The organism is Sporobacter termitidis DSM 10068, assembly GCF_900130065.1.
In the GTDB taxonomy this organism is placed as follows: domain Bacteria; phylum Bacillota; class Clostridia; order Oscillospirales; family Oscillospiraceae; genus Sporobacter; species Sporobacter termitidis.
Window position 1 is genome coordinate 365,148 of sequence record NZ_FQXV01000001.1, and the last position, 20,599, is coordinate 385,746.

Annotated in this window: 22 protein-coding genes and 1 tRNA gene; 20 read left to right on the forward strand and 3 right to left on the reverse strand. The window is 56.4% G+C overall.

Annotation, left to right across the window (positions count from 1 at the left end; genetic code table 11):
- Window positions 1-84 precede the first annotated feature (84 nt).
- The 8 genes from BUB60_RS01725 (at window position 85) to BUB60_RS01760 (ending at window position 4,752) form a co-directional block, all read left to right on the forward strand.
- Complete coding sequence (locus BUB60_RS01725) at window positions 85-438, forward strand: Smr/MutS family protein (protein WP_073075905.1); 354 nt, start codon at window positions 85-87, stop codon at window positions 436-438.
- Between the two features lie 38 nt (window positions 439-476).
- Complete coding sequence (locus tag BUB60_RS01730; RefSeq protein WP_073075906.1) at window positions 477-980, forward strand: dihydrofolate reductase; 504 nt, start codon at window positions 477-479, stop codon at window positions 978-980.
- Window positions 981-995: 15 nt separating this feature from the next.
- Entirely contained in the window at window positions 996-1,736 is a 741-nt protein-coding gene (locus tag BUB60_RS01735) for a thymidylate synthase (RefSeq protein ID WP_073075907.1), read from the forward strand.
- A gap of 16 nt (window positions 1,737-1,752) precedes the next feature.
- Window positions 1,753-2,190, forward strand: coding sequence for a hypothetical protein (locus BUB60_RS01740; RefSeq protein ID WP_073075908.1), 438 nt, complete (start codon window positions 1,753-1,755; stop codon window positions 2,188-2,190).
- A gap of 182 nt (window positions 2,191-2,372) precedes the next feature.
- Window positions 2,373-3,032: a response regulator transcription factor gene (locus tag BUB60_RS01745; protein WP_073075909.1), complete on the forward strand. Its 660-nt coding sequence runs from the start codon at window positions 2,373-2,375 to the stop codon at window positions 3,030-3,032.
- Window positions 3,029-4,063: a HAMP domain-containing sensor histidine kinase gene (locus BUB60_RS01750; RefSeq protein ID WP_242941120.1), complete on the forward strand. Its 1,035-nt coding sequence runs from the start codon at window positions 3,029-3,031 to the stop codon at window positions 4,061-4,063. Before BUB60_RS01745 ends, BUB60_RS01750 begins: the two co-directional genes overlap by 4 nt.
- Window positions 4,064-4,127: 64 nt before the next feature.
- The gene (locus BUB60_RS01755; RefSeq protein ID WP_242941121.1) at window positions 4,128-4,400 is read left to right on the forward strand and encodes an ATP-binding cassette domain-containing protein; all 273 of its coding nucleotides are present in this window, start codon (window positions 4,128-4,130) and stop codon (window positions 4,398-4,400) included.
- Between the two features lie 13 nt (window positions 4,401-4,413).
- Window positions 4,414-4,752 (forward strand): ABC transporter permease, encoded by a 339-nt coding sequence (locus BUB60_RS01760; RefSeq protein WP_278277458.1) that lies wholly within the window; start codon window positions 4,414-4,416, stop codon window positions 4,750-4,752.
- Between the two features lie 143 nt (window positions 4,753-4,895).
- On the opposite strand, the gene BUB60_RS01765 is transcribed toward BUB60_RS01760, so the two are convergent.
- Window positions 4,896-6,020, reverse strand: coding sequence for a DUF362 domain-containing protein (locus BUB60_RS01765; RefSeq protein ID WP_073075910.1), 1,125 nt, complete (start codon window positions 6,018-6,020; stop codon window positions 4,896-4,898).
- Between the two features lie 125 nt (window positions 6,021-6,145).
- Here BUB60_RS01765 and BUB60_RS01770 point away from each other — a divergent pair, with 125 nt between their 5' ends.
- The 5 genes from BUB60_RS01770 to BUB60_RS01790 all read left to right on the forward strand — a co-directional run bounded on the left by BUB60_RS01770 (window position 6,146) and on the right by BUB60_RS01790 (window position 11,235).
- Window positions 6,146-7,255 (forward strand): THUMP domain-containing class I SAM-dependent RNA methyltransferase, encoded by a 1,110-nt coding sequence (locus tag BUB60_RS01770; RefSeq protein WP_073076253.1) that lies wholly within the window; start codon window positions 6,146-6,148, stop codon window positions 7,253-7,255.
- 16 nt (window positions 7,256-7,271) lie between these two features.
- Window positions 7,272-8,231, forward strand: a complete 960-nt coding sequence (locus BUB60_RS01775) for a diacylglycerol/lipid kinase family protein (RefSeq protein ID WP_073075911.1) — start codon at window positions 7,272-7,274, stop codon at window positions 8,229-8,231.
- Window positions 8,232-8,419: 188 nt separating this feature from the next.
- Window positions 8,420-8,704 (forward strand): co-chaperone GroES, encoded by a 285-nt coding sequence (locus BUB60_RS01780; protein ID WP_073075912.1) that lies wholly within the window; start codon window positions 8,420-8,422, stop codon window positions 8,702-8,704.
- A gap of 32 nt (window positions 8,705-8,736) precedes the next feature.
- Window positions 8,737-10,374, forward strand: coding sequence for a chaperonin GroEL (gene groL / locus BUB60_RS01785; RefSeq protein ID WP_073075913.1), 1,638 nt, complete (start codon window positions 8,737-8,739; stop codon window positions 10,372-10,374).
- 168 nt (window positions 10,375-10,542) lie between these two features.
- Window positions 10,543-11,235, forward strand: coding sequence for a hypothetical protein (locus BUB60_RS01790; RefSeq protein WP_073075914.1), 693 nt, complete (start codon window positions 10,543-10,545; stop codon window positions 11,233-11,235).
- 80 nt (window positions 11,236-11,315) lie between these two features.
- Here the strand turns inward: BUB60_RS01790 and BUB60_RS01795 are convergent, their stop codons facing one another.
- Window positions 11,316-12,746 (reverse strand): D-alanyl-D-alanine carboxypeptidase family protein, encoded by a 1,431-nt coding sequence (locus BUB60_RS01795; protein WP_073075915.1) that lies wholly within the window; start codon window positions 12,744-12,746, stop codon window positions 11,316-11,318.
- Between the two features lie 211 nt (window positions 12,747-12,957).
- On the opposite strand from BUB60_RS01795, the gene BUB60_RS01800 reads away from it, so the two are divergent.
- The 3 genes from BUB60_RS01800 to BUB60_RS01810 are packed head-to-tail and all read left to right on the forward strand — an operon-like array spanning window position 12,958 to window position 15,493.
- Window positions 12,958-13,368: a ComEA family DNA-binding protein gene (locus BUB60_RS01800; protein ID WP_159435325.1), complete on the forward strand. Its 411-nt coding sequence runs from the start codon at window positions 12,958-12,960 to the stop codon at window positions 13,366-13,368.
- A gap of 9 nt (window positions 13,369-13,377) precedes the next feature.
- Window positions 13,378-14,058, forward strand: a complete 681-nt coding sequence (locus BUB60_RS01805; RefSeq protein WP_073075917.1) for a response regulator transcription factor — start codon at window positions 13,378-13,380, stop codon at window positions 14,056-14,058.
- A 19-nt stretch (window positions 14,059-14,077) separates the two neighbouring features.
- Window positions 14,078-15,493 (forward strand): sensor histidine kinase, encoded by a 1,416-nt coding sequence (locus tag BUB60_RS01810; RefSeq protein ID WP_242941123.1) that lies wholly within the window; start codon window positions 14,078-14,080, stop codon window positions 15,491-15,493.
- Between the two features lie 82 nt (window positions 15,494-15,575).
- Here the strand turns inward: BUB60_RS01810 and BUB60_RS01815 are convergent.
- Window positions 15,576-15,649, reverse strand: a tRNA-Gln gene (locus tag BUB60_RS01815).
- Window positions 15,650-16,491: 842 nt separating this feature from the next.
- On the opposite strand from BUB60_RS01815, the gene BUB60_RS01820 reads away from it, so the two are divergent.
- From BUB60_RS01820 to BUB60_RS01835, 4 genes are read left to right on the forward strand one after another with little or no spacing between them, the layout of a single operon-like run.
- A complete protein-coding gene (locus BUB60_RS01820) occupies window positions 16,492-17,409 on the forward strand; it encodes an ABC transporter permease (protein ID WP_073075919.1) in 918 nt (305 codons plus the stop codon).
- Window positions 17,410-17,422: 13 nt separating this feature from the next.
- Entirely contained in the window at window positions 17,423-18,466 is a 1,044-nt protein-coding gene (locus BUB60_RS01825; protein ID WP_073075920.1) for an ABC transporter permease, read from the forward strand.
- 17 nt (window positions 18,467-18,483) lie between these two features.
- Window positions 18,484-19,491, forward strand: coding sequence for an ABC transporter ATP-binding protein (locus BUB60_RS01830; RefSeq protein WP_073075921.1), 1,008 nt, complete (start codon window positions 18,484-18,486; stop codon window positions 19,489-19,491).
- Window positions 19,491-20,468, forward strand: coding sequence for an ABC transporter ATP-binding protein (locus BUB60_RS01835; protein ID WP_073075922.1), 978 nt, complete (start codon window positions 19,491-19,493; stop codon window positions 20,466-20,468). The genes BUB60_RS01830 and BUB60_RS01835 overlap by 1 nt, the downstream gene beginning before the upstream one ends.
- Window positions 20,469-20,599 lie beyond the last annotated feature (131 nt).

Consider the following 20,599-nt stretch of genomic DNA (forward strand, 5'->3'; position numbering starts at 1 on the left):
GTTCTGTTTGGCAATCTTCCGTATTGCTTTAAATAAAATACACGATTATAATGGAATTGTCAACTCAGCGGGTGGTGTTTTTTTATGGGCGGTACAGGTTCAGTCAAGGAAGTCAATATCAAAGCCGACATGCCGACGGCGGACGCCGCGATCCGGCGCATCACTTATAATCTGAACAACGCCAAAATGCTGGGCACTAAAGTGTTAAAGATCATCCACGGCTACGGCTCGTCCGGCACCGGCGGCAAGATCAGGATCGAGGCGCGGCGCTATCTCGGCGAGCAAAAGCGCAAGGGCTTCATCCGGGATTTTATCCCCGGCGAGGATTTTTCGATCTTCGACGCGGCAACGCGCGGCGCCTTTCAGCTCTGCGACGACCTGCGGCGCGATCCTGATCTGGACCGGCATAATAACGGCATCACAATTGTAATTTTTTGATAGTGCGGCTGCCCGCACTCGATAGTATCGGAGGCTTTATGGACCTTATTGTCGCGGTAGACTCAAACTGGGGCATCGGCAAGGGCGGCACGCAGACCGTCGTCCTCCCGGAGGACCGGCGCCGATTCAGAGAACTGACAAACGGCGGCACCGTGATCGTCGGGCACCGGACGCTCCTGGATTTTCCCGGCGGCAAGCCCCTCCCCGGCCGGAGGAACATCGTCATGTCCCGGAATAAGGACCTGAAAATCGAGGGCGCCGCTGTCGTCGCGTCCACGGACGAGCTTTTCAGGGAAATCGCGGGGACGGCGCCGGACAAGGTCTTCGTTATCGGCGGCGACAAAATTTTCAGGCTGCTGCTCCCCTACTGCACCCGCGCGTTCATCACGAAAATCAAGGCGGCGCCCGAGTCGGACACTTTTTTCCCGAATCTGGATGCGCTTCAAAACTGGACGCTGGAGGACGCCGGCTCACCGAAAGCATACGACGGCATCGAATACGCGTTCCAGGTTTACAGAAACAACGCGCCGCTGGGCGTTTAACAGAAAGGGTACCATATGTTTGAACACTTCGTCACCGGCGAAACGCTCCCCGAGGCGTATCACAAGGCGCTCACCGCGCTCCACCGTGAAAACGACCGGCTCCCCTGCCCTGACTACAATACGAACCAAAAGGAAGCTTCCATGACGTTCGTTGTCACATCGCCGCTCAAAGAGCCGATGATCAGCAAGCTCTTCATCGGCGACCCGCGGGCCCTGGAGCAGTACCGGCAGGAGATGCTGGACGGCATCCTCGACTTTGAGGTCGCCCGCGGCAACTGGGAGTATACATACCACCAGCGCATGGCGGACCAGATTCCATGGGTGATCGACGAGCTCCGGCGCAATCCCGACTCCCGCCGCGCCGTCGTCAGCATCCGCAGCGAGGAGGACATGCACACCGGCTCGCCGGCCTGCCTGCAAAACATCCACTATCTGATCCGGGACGGCAAGCTCCACAGCAAGGTCCTCTTCCGCTCCAACGACGCCACAAAAGCCTCTTTCATGAACGCTTTCGCGCTCATCATGCTCCAAAAGCGCATCGCCGACGCTCTCGGCATCGCCGTGGGCACCTATACCCACCGGGCCAACAGCTTCCACGTCTACGAGCGCGACTACAACATGTTCGACGGCTACATCCGCCGCATCGAATCCGGCGGAGACGTTACCTTTAACTATATCGGCGACTGGGATGAGCTGATGGACGAGGCCAAACCGGCCATCGCCGAGATGGTGCGGCAGCTGAAGGACAGAGAATAAATCCGGAGGAGGCCATATGAAAAGAGCCGCTGCTATCTGTCTGCTGATCGTCGTAATAACGGTCGCAGGCTGTGCGAAACAGGAAAAGCTGGACTATACATACAAGGGCGAAAGCGACGATTGGTCCGCCGAGTACAAAACAGCCACAACCGGCTCATGGACAAAACGAAACGGCAGCGAGCATTTTAACGGCAACACCGATAACACACTGACGATTACATATAAAAAAGACATAACCGAGTTGGTTTCAAAGCACATCGCGGTCTCTTATAAAACCGCCGCCGGAGGCGGCAGCCAGTCCTTGGAATACCTTGAGCCTTCGCCCTCCGGCGCTTTCACGCTGCTGCGTGAAAGCGGAAAAAACATTGCACTTGAGACAGAGTATTCCGTGATCAAGGTCACCATCACGGTAGATGACAGCACCCAGGCGCTTGAACTGAAGTACGACAAGTAATAACGGCAAGCTTATGCGTAAAGAACAACGGGAGCCCGCGCGGCTCCCGTTTTAGTTTGCGGAAAAGCACCGGCTGCCCCCTTGCGGGTCATCATTGCACAAAGCCCAATCGGCATTACTCGACAAAACCGTTTAACTTCCGTTTACATTACCGTGATAAAATAATCCCCGAGGTGATGAATATGCCGAAAATTCTAATTGTGGACGACGACCCGTATATCCGCGAACTTGTGGGGAAAATACTGCAAAATGGCGGCTTTGACGTCGTTGACGCGACCGATGGGCATAACGCGCTTGAAAAAATTGACGGCTGCGACTGCGCCGTTGTTGACATAATGATGCCGCAAATGGACGGCTATCAGCTTGTCGGGAAGCTCCGTAAATATTACGAGAATCTGCCCGTGCTGATGCTGACGGCAAAGTCGGGTCTGCCCGATAAGGTCAAGGGCTTTGAGCTTGGCGCGGACGATTACCTGACAAAGCCGTTTGAGGGCGATGAGCTGCTCATGCGCGTCAAGGCGCTGCTCAGGCGTTACAAAATCGAATCGTCGCAGGTTGTCCAAATCGGCAAGTTGACCGTTGACCGCGACGGATACAGCGTGAACGGCGAAACAATCCCGATGAAAGAATTTGAGCTGCTGTTTAAGCTGGCGGGCTTCCCCGGGCGGACCTTCTCCCGCGACAACCTCATCGAGGACGTTTGGGGCTACGACTTTGACGGAAACGAGAGAACGCTCGATGTGCATATAGGGCGACTTCGCGAGCGGTTTCCAGAGGAGAAGTACGGCTTCAAAATCACCACCGTGCGCGGACTTGGGTACAAAATCGAGGTGACGGTGTGAAAAGGGAAGAACATATCCACCCCGGCAAAGCCGGCGTGATTTTCGGATTTGCAGTGTGCTTTGCCATATTCACCGGATTTGTCGCACTCGCATATATCATCGTCAGACACGCAGGGCTTTCTGAGTTTGCGACTGCAATGTTATCGGGGCTTGGCGGATTGATATTCTTTTGCGTGTTTGCCGCGCTCCTCAGCTTTATCCGCCTGCAACATTTCAAACGTACCCACCGCGACTTTACGCACGACATTGTGCTTAACGCTTTTGAGCAAATTTCGCACGGAAATTTTGACATATTTATCGAGCCGAACCCCAACGACCCATACTCGGAAATAACGGATGCCTTCAATGAAATGGCGAAAAACCTCGGCTCGCTCGAAACGATGCGGCAGGATTTTATCAGTAACGTCAGCCACGAAATACAGTCGCCGCTCACGTCGATAAAAGGATTCGCCGCACTACTGAAAAACGACGACCTGCCGCCCGACGAGCGCAGGCGCTACGCCAAAATTATCGAAGCAGAGAGCCGCAGGCTGTCAAGTCTGTCCGACAACCTGCTGAAGCTCTCCGCCCTTGACGGCGAAAAGAAACCGCTGAATCTTGTCGAATACCGCCTTGACAAGCAGCTTTCACAGATCATCCTGTCACTGGAGCCGCAATGGTCGGCAAAGAATATCAGCTTTGACGTTGACCTGCCGAAACAGACCATAACCGCCGACGAGGATCTGCTGTCTCAAGTATGGGTGAATCTGCTCCACAACGCGATTAAATTCACACCTGCCGGCGGAGAAATTTCCGTCAAGCTCTCCGACAGCGCCGTCATAATATCCGACAGCGGCATAGGCATTGCCCACAGCGACTTGATCCACATCTTCGAGCGGTTCTTTAAGGCCGACAAAGCTCGCGACCGCGCACTCGGCGGCAATGGCCTGGGATTGTCGCTCGTTAAAAAGATTGTGGAACTCCACGGCTTTCACATCACTGTGGAAAGCGAAATAAATAAAGGGACGCAGTTTACAATCCGTTTAAATTGAATTTAACCTCCGTTTAAATTGCGGCCGTATCCTATGGCTGTAAACAAAAAACGGAGGTACTTTTATGAACAAGCTTACAAACGGCACGCCGGCGGTCGAAGCGGTCGGGCTGGTTAAGTCGTTTGGCAAAAACAGAGCCGTGGACGGCGTCAGCCTGACAATTCCGGCAGGCACAATCTGCGGCGTATTGGGACCCAACGGCGCAGGCAAAACGACCACCATCAATATGCTCGCGACGCTATTGAAGCCAGACGCGGGGACCGCAAAAATCTTTGGGTACGACGTAAGGAAAGACACGCAGATCGTACGCCAGCTCATCGGCTTGACAGGGCAATAACGTCGTTGCCTGCATCGGGTTTGTGATGTTTGTCGGTTGGTGCTTAAGCTGGCTGTTCGCGTTTGTGGCGATGCGGGCAAAATCCGTATCCTCCGCGTCGATGTCCGCCATGCTTATCATGTTCCCGCTGACGTTTTTGTCAAACGCCTTTGTTCCGACGGAAACGATGCCTACGGCAATCCGTTTCTTCGCCGATAATATCAATCCTGTGTCCAAGGCAATTGCGGCTGTGCGCGAGATACTTGGGAACGGCACAATAGGCGCGGACTTCTGGCTTGCGCTCGCGGGTTCGTTTGTCATCCTCGCGGTGTTTGTACCGCTCACACTGCTCACATATAAGCGGAACGCTTAATGCTGCCGTTATCCTGGGCGCCGCCAGCCAGCCCGCGCGATTCGGCGCCCCATCGACATACGAAACCCCGGAGCCCGTGCAAATTCAAGGGTCTTCCGGGGTGTATTCAAAGTATTCAGCATTTTTATATCTGTTTGCAGACATTATATCTTCGGCAGCCTGAGCACATGCCGTATCCGCACCGCGTCGAAGGGGCACATCTCCTGGCAGCAGAAGCAGGAGATGCAGGTTTTGACGGACATGCCCGCCTTTTTATCCTTGATTTTAATGATCTGCATCGGGCAGCTTTCGGCGCATTTGCCGCAGCCGCGGCATTTTGACGTGTCGATGGACGGCACGGCCCGGTAGACGCCCTTGATAACCCCGCCGATGGAGCGCATCAGAAAGCCGCGGTTATTCCCCTTGTTCACCGACTCCGGCAGAATGTAAGGCGGCGCGGCGGGCGCAAAAGTGTCACCCACCGTCTCTATGTCCTGGGGCGCGGTCAACCCCTTTTTAAGCGCAAGGCGGACAAGCGGCACAGACTCGGGGTCCAGCCCCATCAGCTGCGCGGCGACGTAATCCTGGGCGAAGATATCCCTGGACGCCAGCGTCAGGCCCATGTGGCGGATGCGGCCGTTGAGCGGCCCGTTGCCCTCCATGGTCTCCACAGCGTCGATCAGCGTTATCTGCGGCTTCACCACCTGCGCCAGCTCCAGGAGCATAGTACAGAAATCCATGAGGTCCGGATATTTGTAGTGCAGCTCCGGCTTCTGGAGGCCGGGTATCGCGCCGAACAGGTTTTTGACGCCGGCGGAAACCGTCGTCAGGCCGTGGGTCTTCAGCTTGGCGATGTTGACGACGATATCGGCGCGCACGATCGGGTCGATGATGTTAAAGCTCCGGTTTTGAAAGCCCTCCGGGCTTTGAACGGCGGTGTAGCCCGTGTCAAGATTCAGCTTGACGACGTCCCTCATGACCCCGTAACCGCAGGCCTCATAAATTGCCCTGAGGCCGCCGGGCCTGTAGGCGCCGCCCGGCGAGTCGGCAATAGTGATGTCGTCGATCCCCCGTTCCCTGAGCCAGTCCACGACGGCACGGACGACGGCGGGGTGCGTCGTCGCCGCCTGTTCCGGGCGGTGGGCGCCCAGCAGGTTGGGCTTGATGAGCACCTTCATACCGGGCCGGAGCTCCTTTTCAAAGCCGAGCGCTTCAAAATGCCGACTGACGACGACGCGCAGGTCACCGGCGTCATATTTTCCCGTTTTCAGGACGGATACTATAGCCATATCTCTCTCCTGTTTCTGTTTCATTGATTTTGAGGATATCAGACTCAACCTTTAATTGCAATTGTATATTGCGTGTGATATGATGCTTGCCATCAGACTGAGACAAGAAAGAAATGGTTGCCGCTATGGAATTTCAGATGTGCGTGCCGAGCCTTTTCGGGCTTGAGGGGCTCGTTGCCGACGAGCTCAAGCGCCTTAATATGAAAGACGTCCGCGCCGAAAACGGGCGCGTGCTGTTTACCGGCGAAAAGCCGGATATCGCCAGGGCCAATATCAATATCGCCACCGGCGAGCGCATCCTCCTCGTCGTGGGCGAGACGCGCGCCGAGACCTTTGACATGCTTTTCGAGGGTGTCAAGGCGATGCCCTGGGAGCACTTTATCCCAATGGACGGGGCGTTTCCCGTCAAGGGCCACGCCCTCGACTCAAAACTGCATTCTATTCCCGACTGCCAGAGTATTATTAAAAAAGCCATTGTCGAGCGGCTGAAAGCAAAATACAAGGTCGAGTGGCTCAAGGAGACGGGCGCAAAGTACCAAGTCCAGTTCGCCATCATGAAGGACGTGGCCGCGCTCTATATCGACACCTCCGGCAGCGGACTGCACAAGCGCGGCTACCGCCCTGTCGGCAACGCCGCGCCGCTCCGGGAAACGCTGGCGGCGGCCATCGTGCGCCTGGCGCGCTACCGCGGCCGTGAGGAGCTCTGCGACCCCTTCTGCGGCTCCGGCACACTGCCCATCGAGGCGGCGCTGGCGGCATTAAACCGCGCCCCGGGCCTCAACCGCGCCTTTGCCGCCCAGAGCTTCAAATGGCTGGACAACGCCGTCTGGGCGCAGGCGAAGGACGAGGCGCGCGACAGAGAGTACCACGGCAGCTACAACATCTGGGGCGGCGACATCGACCCGGACAGCGTCAAAATCGCCGGGGAAAACGCCCATCGCGCCGGCGTCCGGGAGCATATCCGCTTCGAGGTCGCGGAGGCCGCGGAGTTCAAGCGTGCCGCACCCGGCGGCATCATCGTCACAAACCCACCCTACGGCGAGCGCGTCATGGAGCATCAGGAGGCCGAGCGCATCTATAAAAAATTCGGCGCGGCCGTCCGAGTCCTCGACGGGTGGAAGCTGTACATTCTCTCCTCCCATACGGAATTCGAACGCGCCTTCGGCAAAACGGCCGTGAAAAAGCGGAAGCTGTATAACGGCATGATCAAGTGCGATCTGTTTATGTATTACTAAAACGGACGGTGCTGCAATGAGGCATCTTTTTATCGTCAACCCCGTGGCCGGCGGAAAAAGGAACAGGCACAAAGAGGTCGTCGAATACATCCGCGCCGTCATGTCAAAGCACCCCGAGTCCTTTGAGATCTACGTCACCAGTGCGCCGATGGACGCCTGCGGCAAAATACGGCTGGAGGCCGAAAACTGCGCGCCGCTCCGCGTTTACGCCTGTGGCGGGGACGGCACGCTCAACGAGTGCGTCAACGGCGCGGCGGGGTTTTCTCACGTGGCCGTCACCCCCTATCCCATAGGGACCGGCAACGACTTCGTCAAGATGTTCGGCAAGGACGCGAAAAAATTCCGCAGCCTGCCGGCGCTGCTCCAGGGCTTCGAGCGCCCCATCGATCTCATCGACTGCAACGGCCGGTACGGCATCAACATCTGCTCCATCGGCATCGACGCCCGGATCGGCACCGACGTACATAAATACAGCGCCATCCCCGTCATCGGCGGCGCCACGGGGTATGTGGTGTCCCTCGTGGTAAACCTCGTCCGCGGTGTCAACCAGCCGCTCAAGATCACGGCGGAAAATATGCATCTCGAGAGCAGCTTTGCGCTGGTCTGCGCCTGCAACGGCCGGTATTACGGCGGCGGCTTCAACCCCGTGCCCGACGCGATGCCCGACGACGGCGTCATCGAGTTTCTCATCGTGCGCGCGGTGTCGCGGCTGAAGTTTCTGCGTGTGGTGGGAAAATACGCCAAGGGACGATTTAGGGAAATGAGTGAAATAATTTCCCATTTCCGCGGGAATCATATGTTCATCGAAAGCGAAAAAGAACTCGCCGTCAACATTGACGGGGAGCTTCTGTACGCCAGAGATGTGACCTTTCGGATGATCCCGGGCGGCGTCAACGTCATCTTCCCGCCCGGCATGAAATTTTTTGATTCTTCCGACGTGCCATTTGCCGTTAAACTGAGCAATTTGGAGATTTAAGAAGATAATTGGCCGATATTTTTAATTTTTTCGTGTTATTGGCCGTTCTTCCCGGACTTATTGCGTAAATCGCAGTTGCACAATAGCAAATCTTGGACTAGAATTATACCTGCGTTAGCACTCTATATATCAGAGTGCTAACGCAGAACTCGTGAAAAAGACATTAAATTTACAGGAGGTAATTGAATATGATATTAAAACCACTCGCCGACAGAGTCATCGTCAAGCAGGTCGCCGCCGAAGAAACCACCAAGAGCGGCATCATCCTCTCCAGCGCCGCGCAGGAAAAGCCCCAGGTCTTCGAAGTGATCGAAGTCGGCCCCGGCGGACTTGTCGATGGCAACGAAGTCAAAATGGTTGTCAAAAAGGGCGACCGCGTGATCACCGGCAAATATTCCGGGACAGAAGTGAAAATAGACGGCGAAGAAATGACAATTGTCCGGCAGAGCGATATACTCGCCGTTGTCGAATAAGCTTTGCGGCATAATTTAGGAGGTAATATATAATGGCTAAACAGATTATTTATGGCGAAGATGCCCGCAGAGCCCTTGAAAAAGGCGTCAACCATCTTGCGGATACCGTCAAGCTGACCATCGGCCCCAAGGGCAGAAACGTCGTTCTCGACAAGAAATTCGGCGCTCCCCTCATCACAAACGACGGCGTGACCATCGCCAAGGAGATCGAGCTGAAGGATCCGTTTGAAAACATGGGCGCGCAGCTCGTTAAAGAAGTCGCTTCCAAGACCAATGACGTGGCCGGCGACGGCACCACCACGGCTACCGTCCTGGCACAGGCCATGATCCACGAGGGCATCAAGAACGTGGCGGCCGGCGCGAACCCCATGGTCATGAAAAAGGGCATTGAAAAGGCTGTCGAAGCCGCCGTCAAGGCCATCAAGGATAACTCCCAGCCCGTCTCCGGCTCCGAGGATATCGCCCGCGTCGGCGCCGTCTCCTCCGGCGACGATAAGATCGGCGCCCTGATTGCCGAAGCCATGGACAAGGTCTCCAGAAACGGCGTCATCACGGTCGAAGAGTCAAAGACCGCCGAGACGTTCTCCGAGGTCGTTGAAGGCATGCAGTTCGACCGCGGCTACATTACCCCGTATTTCGTCACCGATTCCGATAAGATGGAAGCTGTTATCGACGATCCGGTGATCCTCATCACGGATAAGAAAATCTCGAATATTCAGGAAATCCTCCCCGTTCTTGAGCAGGTCGTTCAGGCCGGCAAAAAGCTCGTTATCATCTCCGAGGATGTCGAGGGCGAGGCTCTTGCCACCATCATCCTGAATAAGCTCCGCGGCACTTTCGTCTGCGTCTGCTGCAAAGCCCCCGGCTTCGGCGACAGACGGAAGGAAATGCTGCGCGATATCGCCGCGCTCACCGGCGGCCAGGTCATCTCCTCCGAGCTCGGCATGGAGCTGAAGGAAGCCAATATCAGCATGCTCGGCAAAGCCCGCCAGGTCAAGATGACAAAGGACAACACGATCATTGTCGACGGCGCCGGCAACCCCGAGGATATCAAGGCCCGCATCAAGCAGATCACCAGCGAGATCGAAATCACGACCTCCGATTATGATAAAGAGAAGCTCCAGGAGCGCCTGGCGAAGCTCTCCGGCGGCGTCGCCGTCATCAAGGTCGGTGCGGCCACCGAAACGGAAATGAAAGAGAAGAAGCTCCGCATTGAGGACGCACTGAACGCCACCCGCGCCGCCGTTGAGGAAGGCATCGTGGCCGGCGGCGGCACTGCCTACGTCGTGGCCTCCAAGGCTGTGGATGTGCTTCTCAAGACGGTTTCCGGCGACGAGAAGACGGGTGCGGCCCTGATCGCCAGAGCCCTTGAGGCGCCCATCAAGCAGATCGCCGTGAATGCCGGTCTGGAAGGTCCCGTCATCCTCGACAAGGTGCGGAGCAGCAAATCCACCGCTTATGGCTTTGACGCCGCCAAGGAAGAGTACACCGACCTCATCAAGGCCGGCATCGTCGATCCGACAAAGGTTTGCCGTTCGGCCCTGGAAAACGCCGCTTCTGTGGCCGCGATGGTCCTGACCACCGAATCTCTTGTCTCCGACATTCCCGAGCCTCCCGCGGCGATGCCCGCAGGCGCCCCCGACATGGGCGGCATGGGCGGCATGTATTAATAGAAAATCAAAAACGATTTCAGCAAAGGCACAGGGAAATTCCTGTGCCTTTGCCGCTTTTTCGTCGCCATTATGGATATCTGCCAGATAAATTCTATTTACTTGGCGGGGCCGATATGGTATGTTATTTTCTGTAAATCATCGGCCTTTGCGGCGAAAGGTGAACAGATGTCACAAAAATCACAGTGGGACAAACCCGAATACTTTATTTATATCGTGCTCTCCGAAACACCCACGGGCTTCGGCCGGGTGATCCGATATTTTGGGAAAATCAAATATAACCACGCCTCCATCGCGTTCGATGAAAAGCTCCGCCAGTTATATTCATTCGGACGGCGGCAGTACAAGAACCCGCTGAACGCCGGACTCATCCGCGAATACCCGGAACGCTTTTCTCTGCGCCGTTTTTCGCGGGTCAACGTCCGCATCTACAGGATATCGGTCACAAGGGAGCAATACCTGCTGGGCAAAAACAGAATCCGGGAAATCAGGCATGACAGGGATGGATATCTGTACAACCTGTTCTCCGTTCTCTCCTTTCCCCTGCTCAAAGGCTTTCATACCTATAAGGCGTACTCCTGCGCCGAGTTTGTGGCGCATATGGTCCGCACGATGGGTATTACGCTGGGCGCGGCAAAGCCGGACAGCGCCTTTACGCCCGAGGAGATCGGCGACCGCGTCGAGAGCCGGCCGTTTTTCGAGGGCAATCTGCTCGATTACTGCGCAAGCGCTCCGTACATACGGGATTGCTTCTTTGACGACCCCGGTTATGTCAGGACGGCCAGGACAAGCTGTGCGCTGCCCTTCAGGCTCCTGTACCGGAAAATCCGCTTCAGGAACAAGTTTGCCGCCGTGATGTAACGCCCGGTCAACGCAATAAAACTCCGGCAGCCGGCGGTATTACCGCCGGCTGCCGGAAATCTGTCCGGAGCTTTTTGTGCCTACACGTTTATCTGCTCGTGCTCTTCGGTGCGCTCCGCTTCTTCGATGCGCTCTGTCTCTTCGGTGGTCTTTTTCTGCCGAGCCGCGATAATCTGCTTCCGCCTTTCTTCCATCCGGCGCTTCAATTCCCGGCGTTTTCTCCAGTCTTTGACGACAATCATGATATAACCGCCTGTCAGGAGCAGAAAGAGGACGAGGCCGAGCCAGAACCAGACGCTGGACAGGGTTTTTGAAATCTGCCCCTTGATGTACGCCGGCTTGTCGAGCGGCACATCGCGTGCGGCGACAAGCTGGACCTTACCCCGGACGGCATTATCCAGATAGACGGTCATTTCGCCCAGAACCGCGCCTTTTCTGACGGGCGCCGTCAGCGTCTCCCCCGCCTCCTGGTTGTAGATGACGATGTCCTTCCGGCAATCCGCCGCCTGCAGGTCGGTGGGCACAAGCGCCGAAACAGCCGCCGCCGGTTTGAGCTCGATGCTGTCAGCGCCGTTGGCCAGGTCGATTTTTTCCGTGGCGACGATATCGTCCCTGCCGACGAGGTCCTGCCAGACATATCCCGAAAAGCCCCAGTCCAAAAGGCGCCGGGCCTCGGTATAGCCCTGGTCCTCCGCCGTGCCGCTTTTTCCGTCCGCCGCGCCGGTGATGACGGAAATCAGTGTCATGTTTTTGTCTTTAGCACAGGAAATCAGGGTATAACTTCCATTGGAGACATCCGCCTTCCCCGCCGTACAGGTCCCGTAAAAATATTGGCTGTTGCCGAGCAGCATGAGGTCGGCGTTTTCAATAGTCCGTGCCTGCGCGGACCCGCCCTCGCCGGTCGTGTAAGCCGGCGTCCCGGAAAGGCGCATAAACATCTGATGCTCGGCGGCCTCATGAAAGATCAGGAACTGGTCCCAGGCCGTCGTATACTGATCCGGGTCGTCCGAACCGCCGGGGCTTGTAAAATGCGTGCCTGTGCAGCCGAGGCCCGCGGCTTTTTCATTCATCTTTTCGGTAAAAGCGCCAATGGAACCGGAGACGTGCTCGGCGATGATATTGCAGGCGTCCCCGGCGGACACGAGGCCGGCTATGTACATCAGGTCCTGAAAGCTCATCGTCTCTTCGGCGGCGAGGCTCAAGTCACCGCCGCTTTTACCGGCGGCGGCCACCGCCGTCTCCGACGCCTCCACGGTATCCGACAGCGCCACGCTGCCGTCTTCGACGGCCTCCACGGCCAAAAGCAGCGTCATGACCGCGGCGGTACCGCCCGCCGGAACCTTGGCGTCCTTGTTCTTCTCGTATAAGATCTGCCCGGTGCCCGATTCGACGAGGAGCGCCGTTTCCGCCGTGAGATCCGGCTCATCAAGGGCCGACGCCGGAGGAAGCGCAAGCGCCGACATCGAGGTCAGCAGTATCAAAAATACGGTGAAAATATTAAATTTCCTCATACATTTCTCCCGTATGGTATGATATAATAAATTCTAAGAATTCATTATATCGCATATCCGTGGCGTTTTTCGGATGTTTTTTCTGCAAAAACCGCCGGAATATTCGCCCGGTATGAGCTACATATGTCAGTATATCAAAGAATATGCCGCAATGGCAATCTTTCATCGTGATTTTTCACAATTTCCCTTATCGGCAGAAAGAGAGACGGCGATGAAAAATCTCAAAAAGGCGGAACTGGCGGTCATCGGCCTGACAATTCTCTGCCTTTGTTTCACAGCGGGCTATTTCGTTGGGAGAGGCTCGGGCGCCCATATTGTCTCCTTTGATACGCTGCCCACGGCCGCCGTCCCTTCCGTCAGCACGCCGCCGGCACCGGACGCCGGACCCCCTGCAACTGCGGCAACCACCGCCGGCGCCGCCCGCGCGGACAAGCTCAACATCAATACAGCATCGGCCGCCGAGCTCGGCGCGCTGCCCGGGATCGGCCCGGTCCTCGCCCAGAGGATCATCGACTACAGGGCGCAGTTTGGCGGCTTTCAGAATATTGACCAATTCAAAGATATAGACGGCATCGGCGATAAAAAGTTCGATGCGCTGGTGGATTTAATCACAGTCGATTGAGGTGACAGAATGAAAATACTTGTGGTGGATGATGAAAAGCTCCTTGTAAAGGGCATTAAATTCAATCTTGAGACGGAGGGCTATCAGGTCGAGGTCGCCTATGACGGCGAAGAGGCCGTGGAGCTTGCGCGGAGCGGCAATTTCGATCTCATCATCCTCGACGTGATGATGCCGAAGCTTGACGGGCTGGAAGCCTGCATGCGCATCCGGGAATTTTCGACGGTGCCCGTCATCATGCTGACCGCGCGGGGCGAGGACATGGATAAAATTCTCGGCTTCGAGTACGGCGCCGACGACTATGTGACGAAGCCGTTCAATATCGTGGAGCTGAAAGCCAGAATCCGTGCCCTTTTGCGCCGCTCGTCGCTTTTGAGCCAGACGGGCGGAGAGGCCTGCATCACCGTCGGCCATATCGTCATCGACACGGAGAAGCGGACGGCGAAAAACGACGGCGCGCCGGTGGAGCTCACAGCCAAGGAATTCGACCTCATCGAGCTGCTGGCCAAAAACCCGGACCGCGTTTTCAGCCGCGAAAATCTCCTGAACATCATCTGGGGCTACGATTACCAGGGCGATATCAGGACGGTGGACGTCCACGTACGGCGCCTGCGGGAAAAGCTTGAGAAAAACCCGGCCGAGCCGGAGCGCATCATGACTAAGTGGGGAGTCGGTTACTATATCAAAGGATAACGGCAGAAAACTGAAGTTTTTGAGCAGTATCAGGACGAAGTTTGCGCTGATGTATTTTTCGATCATCGCGGTCGTCCTGATACTCATGAACACTTATTTTCTGACGCAGTCCCGCGACATCATCTTCCAGTCCAAAAAAAACTTTATAGAAACCCAGGCCTTTTTCATCGCGTCGAACCTTTCCACCTCCTTCCCTACCAGCCTGTCTATTGACGGGGTATTTCAGGTTATGGACGCGCTGGACGTGACGGGCCTGACGCATATCACCATCGTCGGTATCGACGGCAACGCCCTGTACGACAATAAAACCGGCAATGACAAGACAGACCCCAACTTCTTTTCCGACAGCGTGAATCAGTCGCTGGCCGGCAACGACGTTTTTTCTTCCAGCTTCTCCGACGGCGCCTTTTCAAGCAGCGCCTTCACCCCTGTCAGCAAGGACGGCGGCGCTCCCATCGGCGTCGTTTACGTCCATGAATACGACACGGAGCAGGGCCAGATTCTCCTGCGGCTCCAATCGACGATCCAGAATATCTCGCTCGTCATCGCGCTGCTCTCCGTCATTATGGTGGGCTTTGTCACCTGGACCATCATGCACCGCATCACCTCCATTCTCAAGGCGATCGAATCGGTGCGCGAGGGCGAATACAACTACAGGATTCAGGTGCGCGGCAACGACGAGCTGGCGCTTTTGGGCGATGAATTCAACAGCCTCACGGACAGGCTGCGGGAGACGGAGGAGATCCGCCGCCGCTTTGTGGCCGACGCGTCCCACGAGCTCAAGACACCCCTGGCGTCGATCCGGCTTTTGAGCGACAGCATCCTGCAAAACGAGGGCATCGACACGGACACCGTCCAAGAATTCGTCAGCGACATCGGCACGGAAGCCGAACGGCTGTCAAGGACGACGGAAAAGCTCATGAGCCTCACCAGGCTCGACGCCAATATCGTCACGGCGAGGGAAACCGTCGACGTCCGCTCCGTCATCACAAGCACGATGCGGATGCTCAATCCCCTGGCGGAGAGCCGGGGGCTCAAGCTGGACGCCAAGCTCGACGGCGGCTGCTTCGTCTACTCCACCGAGGACGACATCTATCAGATCGTCTTCAATCTTGTGGAAAACGCCATCAAATATAATCTGCCGGGCGGCAGCGTCACGGTCACGCTGACGCGCGAGGAATCCGAGATTCTTTTGACCGTCGACGACACCGGCATCGGCGTTCCGGAGCCCGACCTGCCGTATATCTTCGACAGGTTCTACCGCGTGGACAAGGCGCGCTCCCGCGCCTCCGGCGGCAGCGGCCTCGGTCTGTCCATCGTGCGCGCCACCGTACAGGAAAACAACGGCACGATCACCGCGCAGCGCCGCGAGAGCGGCGGCATGCGCTTCGAGGTCATCTTCCCGCTGTACGTATCCCCCCAAACCGACGCGTAATAGCCCTGCATCCCGGCGCAAGCACCTTGCTCGATTAGATGCAAAAAAGCCTGTAACTTTAGACAGTTACAGACTTTCTTCATGGCAGCGGGAGAAGGATTCGAACCCTCACAAACAGAGTCAGAGTCTGTCGTGCTACCTTTACACAATCCCGCTATATTTTGGATGAATGACTCAGCAGAACTGAATTATAGCGTCTTTCATCCGTGTTGTCAAGATGTTTTTATGTCACCGTACAAGAAATTATTCTGAGGGCTATCGTTTGGTCCTGGAGGCTTCCGAGGCACGGGAGCCATGCCCGGAATCCGGGCTGTTCCATGCTTTACCAATTGACATGGCCTGTCCTGATTGGTAAAATAGCCGGGTGCCCGGTGAGGGCATTTGCGTCGCCGCGGTGCGGCTCCCGGCAAAGGCGCCACTGTCAATGTGACCGCCTGCATGCCTCGAATATGTGAGACATGACGAATTTGAGCAAGGCGCATTAAAGCACTTGATTTTTTGCCGTCCCAAAGCCATAATGTATATCCGACAGCAAAGGTGCTGCAAATCTGTACCAGATTTGCAGCCTTTTATTGTGATTATAGACATATATATTCATTTCTCAGAACTTTTGCCATGTGTTTTAGATAATTTTTTTCAAATATACTAAAAAATGATGTCGAAATACAAAAATATACATTGTAAGATTCCTTCTGCGGTTATATAATAAATAACCATAAAATCGGGGAAAATCAGTCGGTAATTTGTGCAAAGCGAATTAATGATTTACTCCACTAAAGTTTAAGCAAAATTTAGGAAGTGAAGTTGTGTCGAAATACAAAGCAAATCGAATATCTCCGGCTCCATGCACCGTACTGCCGAAAACCTCCATCACATCTATACGGATGAACACCGCTCCAGGCGGTCATTCTATGAGTGAAAAAGCGCCGCCGCTGCGCCCGGTTTTGCCCGTATGCAGGCAGACAGGCTTGCCGGCAACAGTAAGGGAGAGTTGATGTATGGCAAAATACATTATCAAAAGGGTCATACTTGCCGTAGTGACGGTTTTCGTGGTAGCGACCATCACCTTTTTCCTGATGAATCTGGTGCCCGGCGGTCCTTTCATTACAGAAAAATCCATCAGCGTGCAGGCACAGGAGGCCCTCAAGGAGAAATTCGGGCTAGACAAGCCGCTGATTGTTCAGTATAAGAATTACATGCTCAGCATACTCCAAGGTGACTTCGGCCTGAGCTTAAGGCAGCGCGGCCGCACCGTCTCCGATATTATCGGCAGCAGGTTCCCCATCTCCGCCAGGCTTGGCGGCATCTCCATGGTTGTCGCCGTGGTGATCGGGGTCCCCCTGGGCAGCGTTGCCGCTTTAAACCGCGGAAAGTGGGGCGACAAGGTGATCACCGTGATCGCCACCTGCGGCGCCGCGTTCCCCAGCTTTGTCATTTGCACTGTGGGAATGTACATATTCGGCGTCCATCTGGGGTGGCTGCCGACCATGGGCCTGACGGCGCCGGCCAACTACATCCTGCCGGTATTCGCGCTCTCCTTTTACCCAATGGCCTATATTACGCGGCTCATGCGCTCCTCAATGCTGGACGTCATCGGTCAGGACTATATGCGCACTGCCCGCGCCAAAGGCCTCTCTCAGGCCAACCGCCTGTTCAGGCAGGCGCTGCGCAACGCCATCCTTCCCGTCATCACCTATGTCGGCCCGATGCTGGCTTATCTGCTGGCCGGCACCTTCGTCGTGGAAAAGATTTTTGTGATTCCCGGCCTGGGCGGCCAATTCGTCAGCTCCATCCTGAACCGTGACTATACCGTTATCATGGGCACCACGATCTTCCTGGCCACGCTCGTTATTGTGATAAATGCGCTGGTGGACATTGCCTACAAGTTCATTGACCCGCGCGTCCAGCTGAAGTGAGGAGAACAGAACAATGACTAAAAAAAATCCGTTGAGCCTTCAGCTGAAGGTTGAAGATTTTCTGCCCGCCACTGATGCGGAAAAGCAAAGCCTTGTGCAGATGCGCCCCGGCGTCAGCTTCTGGAAGGACGCCATGCGCCGCCTGTCAAAGAACAAGGTCGCGATGGTGAGCCTGGCGGTTATCGTGATCATCATGCTCTTCTCCTTTGTCGTCCCCAGCCTTTATCCTTATAAATACGAGCAGCAGGTCAAGGGCTCGGAGAATCTCTATCCCCTGAAATATTCCCAGCAGGAGCAGGCCCGCATCGACGCCGGCGAAAAAGTGTTCCCTCACGTTCTCGGTACGGACGACCTGGGACGCGATTACGCCGTCCGCGTGATGATGGGCAGCCGCATTTCCCTCTTGGTGGGCCTGATCGCCTCCGCCCTCATTCTGATCATCGGCTCTATTTACGGCGCCGTGGCCGGCTTCTTCGGCGGCTGGGCGGACATGATCATGATGCGTATCGTGGATATCATCTACACCGTCCCCGATATCCTGATGATCATCCTCATTTCCTTCGCCATCAGCGAGCCTATGAAAAACCTGGCCAATCAGCCGGGCTTCCATTGGATTCAGACGGTCGGCGTCAACCTCATCAGTATCTTCCTGGTGTTCGCCTTGCTGTATTGGGTGGGCATGGCCCGTATCGTCCGCAGTCAGGTGCTCACGCTCAAGCAGAACGAATTCGTCACGGCCGCCAGAGCGTTGGGCGCCAGCAGCGGCCGCATCATTGGCCGGCACCTTCTCACCAACTGTATCGGTATTCTGATCGTCACGACGACGCTGCAGATTCCCTCCGCCATTTTCACCGAGAGCTTTCTGAGCTTTCTGGGTCTGGGCGTGGCCATCCCCATGCCCTCCCTGGGCTCCCTGGCCAGCGACGCGCTGAACGGCCTGACGTCGTATCCCTACCGGCTGCTGGCCCCAGCCCTGCTTATCAGCCTTATCATTCTCAGCTTTAACCTGTTTGGCGACGGCTTGCGGGATGCGTTTGATCCCAAGCTGAAGCACTAGAAAGGAGGACACACGCAATGAACAACGATTATTTGGTTGATATCCAGGACGAGCGGCTGTCCTTCTTTACCCCGGCGGGTGAGGTCAAGGCCCTGGGCGGCGTATCGATGTATGTCCGCGAGGGCGAGGTACTGGGCATCGTGGGCGAGAGCGGCTCGGGCAAATCCGTCACCGCTTACAGCCTGATGGGCCTGACGGCGCACCCCGGCAAGCTTGTGGGCGGCGACCTCTATTTCAACGGGCACCACATCAACGGCATGAATGAACGCGAAATGCGGAAAATGCGGGGCAACGAGGTGTCCATCATCTTTCAGGACCCCATGACAAGCCTCAACCCGGTCTACACCATCGGCAGGCAGATCCGCGAGGTCATCCTGCTGCACACCGATAAAAACAGGCAGCAGGCCAACGACCGCGCCCGGGAGCTTTTGCGCCTGGTCGGCATCAACGAGCCCGACAAGCGGCTGAAGCAGTATCCCCACGAGCTGTCCGGCGGCATGCGTCAGCGTGTGATGATCGCCATCGCCCTGGCCTGCGAGCCGAAGCTGCTGATCGCCGACGAGCCCACCACCGCCCTGGACGTGACGATTCAGGCGCAGATTCTGGAGCTGATGATGGATCTGAAGAAACAGCTGAACATGTCCATTATCCTCATCACGCACGATCTGGGCGTCGTGGCCGGCATGTGCGACCGCATCGCCGTCATGTACGCCGGCAAGGTGGTGGAAAGCGGCACTACCGACGAGATTTTTTATAACCCGTCTCATGAATACACAAAGGGCCTTTTACAGAGCGTTCCCAATTTAAACGATCGCGACCATAAACGGCTGGTGCCGATCGAGGGCCTTCCGGTAGACATGCTCAACCCGCCGGCCGGCTGCCCCTTCGCGCCGCGCTGCCGCTCCTGCATGAAAATTTGCCTGGAACGCATGCCGGAGTACACCCAGCTGGAAGGCGCGCATTACAGCGCGTGCTGGCTTCTGGACAAGGCGAAATTTGAAAGCCAGGGAAAGGCGCAGTCGTAATGGAAGATAAAAAACTTGTTGAAGTACGGCATCTGCAGCAGTACTTCCCCGTCAGAGGCGGGAAACTGTTCGAAAAGAAAGTCGTCAAGGCCGTGGACGATGTGTCTTTTTATATCAATAAGGGCGAAACGCTGGGCCTTGTCGGAGAGTCCGGCTGCGGCAAAACGACCACCGGCCGGACCTTGCTGCGTCTCCATGAGCCCACCGGCGGCAATATCATTTACGACGGACAGGACATCACGCATGTCAATATGCTGCCCTACCGGCGGAAAATGCAGATCGTGTTCCAGGACCCCTACGCCAGCCTGGACCCTCGCATGACGGTGGGCGACATTGTCGGCGAGGCGATCGACATCCATAAGCTGGCCTCCGGCGCTCAGGAGCGGCGCGACCGGATCGTGGAGCTTTTGAGCCTGGTCGGCCTCAACACGGAGCACGCCAACCGCTACCCGCACGAATTTTCAGGCGGCCAGCGCCAGCGGGTCGGCATTGCCCGGGCCCTGGCCGTAAACCCCGAGTTCATCGTCTGCGACGAGCCCATCTCCGCACTGGACGTCTCCATTCAGGCTCAGGTGGTCAATATGTTTGAAGAGCTGCAGGAGCGCCTGGGACTGACCTATTTGTTTATCGCCCACAACCTGAGCGTGGTAAAGCATATATCCAACAGGATCGGCGTCATGTACCTGGGCAAGCTGGTGGAGCTGGCGGACAGCTATGAGCTGACCTTCCACAGCGTGCATCCATATACCCGCAGCCTGATCTCCGCGATCCCGATTGCGGACCCCAAGACCTCCCGCAGCACCCAGCGCATCGTGCTGGAGGGCGACGTGCCCAGTCCGGTGGACCCCCCGTCGGGCTGCCGCTTCCGCACCCGCTGCCCCTACGCCGACGAGGTCTGCGCCGCCGTGGAGCCCGAGTTCCGGGAGGTTTCCTCCGGCCACTTTGCCGCCTGTCACCACTTGGACCGGGTGCAATGAACCGTCCTTTCCTTCCCGGCGCCGATGTTTTACGGCACAGTCCCCATAAAACGACAGGCACTGCCGGAAAAAAGGAGTAATCTGTTGATAATCACCGTGGGAAAAGGCACACGGCGAATATAAATAAAAGA

Bases quoted from the DNA above. Each gene is read 5' to 3' on its own strand.
- BUB60_RS01830 (WP_073075921.1), top strand. From the start codon at position 18,484: ATGAACAACGATTATTTGGTTGATATCCAGGACGAGCGGCTGTCCTTC.
- BUB60_RS01800 (WP_159435325.1), top strand. From the start codon at position 12,958: ATGAAAAATCTCAAAAAGGCGGAACTGGCGGTCATCGGCCTGACAATT.
- BUB60_RS01725 (WP_073075905.1), top strand. From the start codon at position 85: ATGGGCGGTACAGGTTCAGTCAAGGAAGTCAATATCAAAGCCGACATG.
- BUB60_RS01735 (WP_073075907.1), top strand. From the start codon at position 996: ATGTTTGAACACTTCGTCACCGGCGAAACGCTCCCCGAGGCGTATCAC.
- BUB60_RS01780 (WP_073075912.1), top strand. From the start codon at position 8,420: ATGATATTAAAACCACTCGCCGACAGAGTCATCGTCAAGCAGGTCGCC.
- BUB60_RS01740 (WP_073075908.1), top strand. From the start codon at position 1,753: ATGAAAAGAGCCGCTGCTATCTGTCTGCTGATCGTCGTAATAACGGTC.
- BUB60_RS01790 (WP_073075914.1), top strand. From the start codon at position 10,543: ATGTCACAAAAATCACAGTGGGACAAACCCGAATACTTTATTTATATC.
- BUB60_RS01775 (WP_073075911.1), top strand. From the start codon at position 7,272: ATGAGGCATCTTTTTATCGTCAACCCCGTGGCCGGCGGAAAAAGGAAC.
- groL (WP_073075913.1), top strand. From the start codon at position 8,737: ATGGCTAAACAGATTATTTATGGCGAAGATGCCCGCAGAGCCCTTGAA.
- BUB60_RS01835 (WP_073075922.1), top strand. From the start codon at position 19,491: ATGGAAGATAAAAAACTTGTTGAAGTACGGCATCTGCAGCAGTACTTC.
- BUB60_RS01805 (WP_073075917.1), top strand. From the start codon at position 13,378: ATGAAAATACTTGTGGTGGATGATGAAAAGCTCCTTGTAAAGGGCATT.
- BUB60_RS01730 (WP_073075906.1), top strand. From the start codon at position 477: ATGGACCTTATTGTCGCGGTAGACTCAAACTGGGGCATCGGCAAGGGC.
- BUB60_RS01755 (WP_242941121.1), top strand. From the start codon at position 4,128: ATGAACAAGCTTACAAACGGCACGCCGGCGGTCGAAGCGGTCGGGCTG.
- BUB60_RS01795 (WP_073075915.1), bottom strand. From the start codon at position 12,746: ATGAGGAAATTTAATATTTTCACCGTATTTTTGATACTGCTGACCTCG.
- BUB60_RS01820 (WP_073075919.1), top strand. From the start codon at position 16,492: ATGGCAAAATACATTATCAAAAGGGTCATACTTGCCGTAGTGACGGTT.
- BUB60_RS01825 (WP_073075920.1), top strand. From the start codon at position 17,423: ATGACTAAAAAAAATCCGTTGAGCCTTCAGCTGAAGGTTGAAGATTTT.
- BUB60_RS01745 (WP_073075909.1), top strand. From the start codon at position 2,373: ATGCCGAAAATTCTAATTGTGGACGACGACCCGTATATCCGCGAACTT.
- BUB60_RS01770 (WP_073076253.1), top strand. From the start codon at position 6,146: ATGGAATTTCAGATGTGCGTGCCGAGCCTTTTCGGGCTTGAGGGGCTC.
- BUB60_RS01765 (WP_073075910.1), bottom strand. From the start codon at position 6,020: ATGGCTATAGTATCCGTCCTGAAAACGGGAAAATATGACGCCGGTGAC.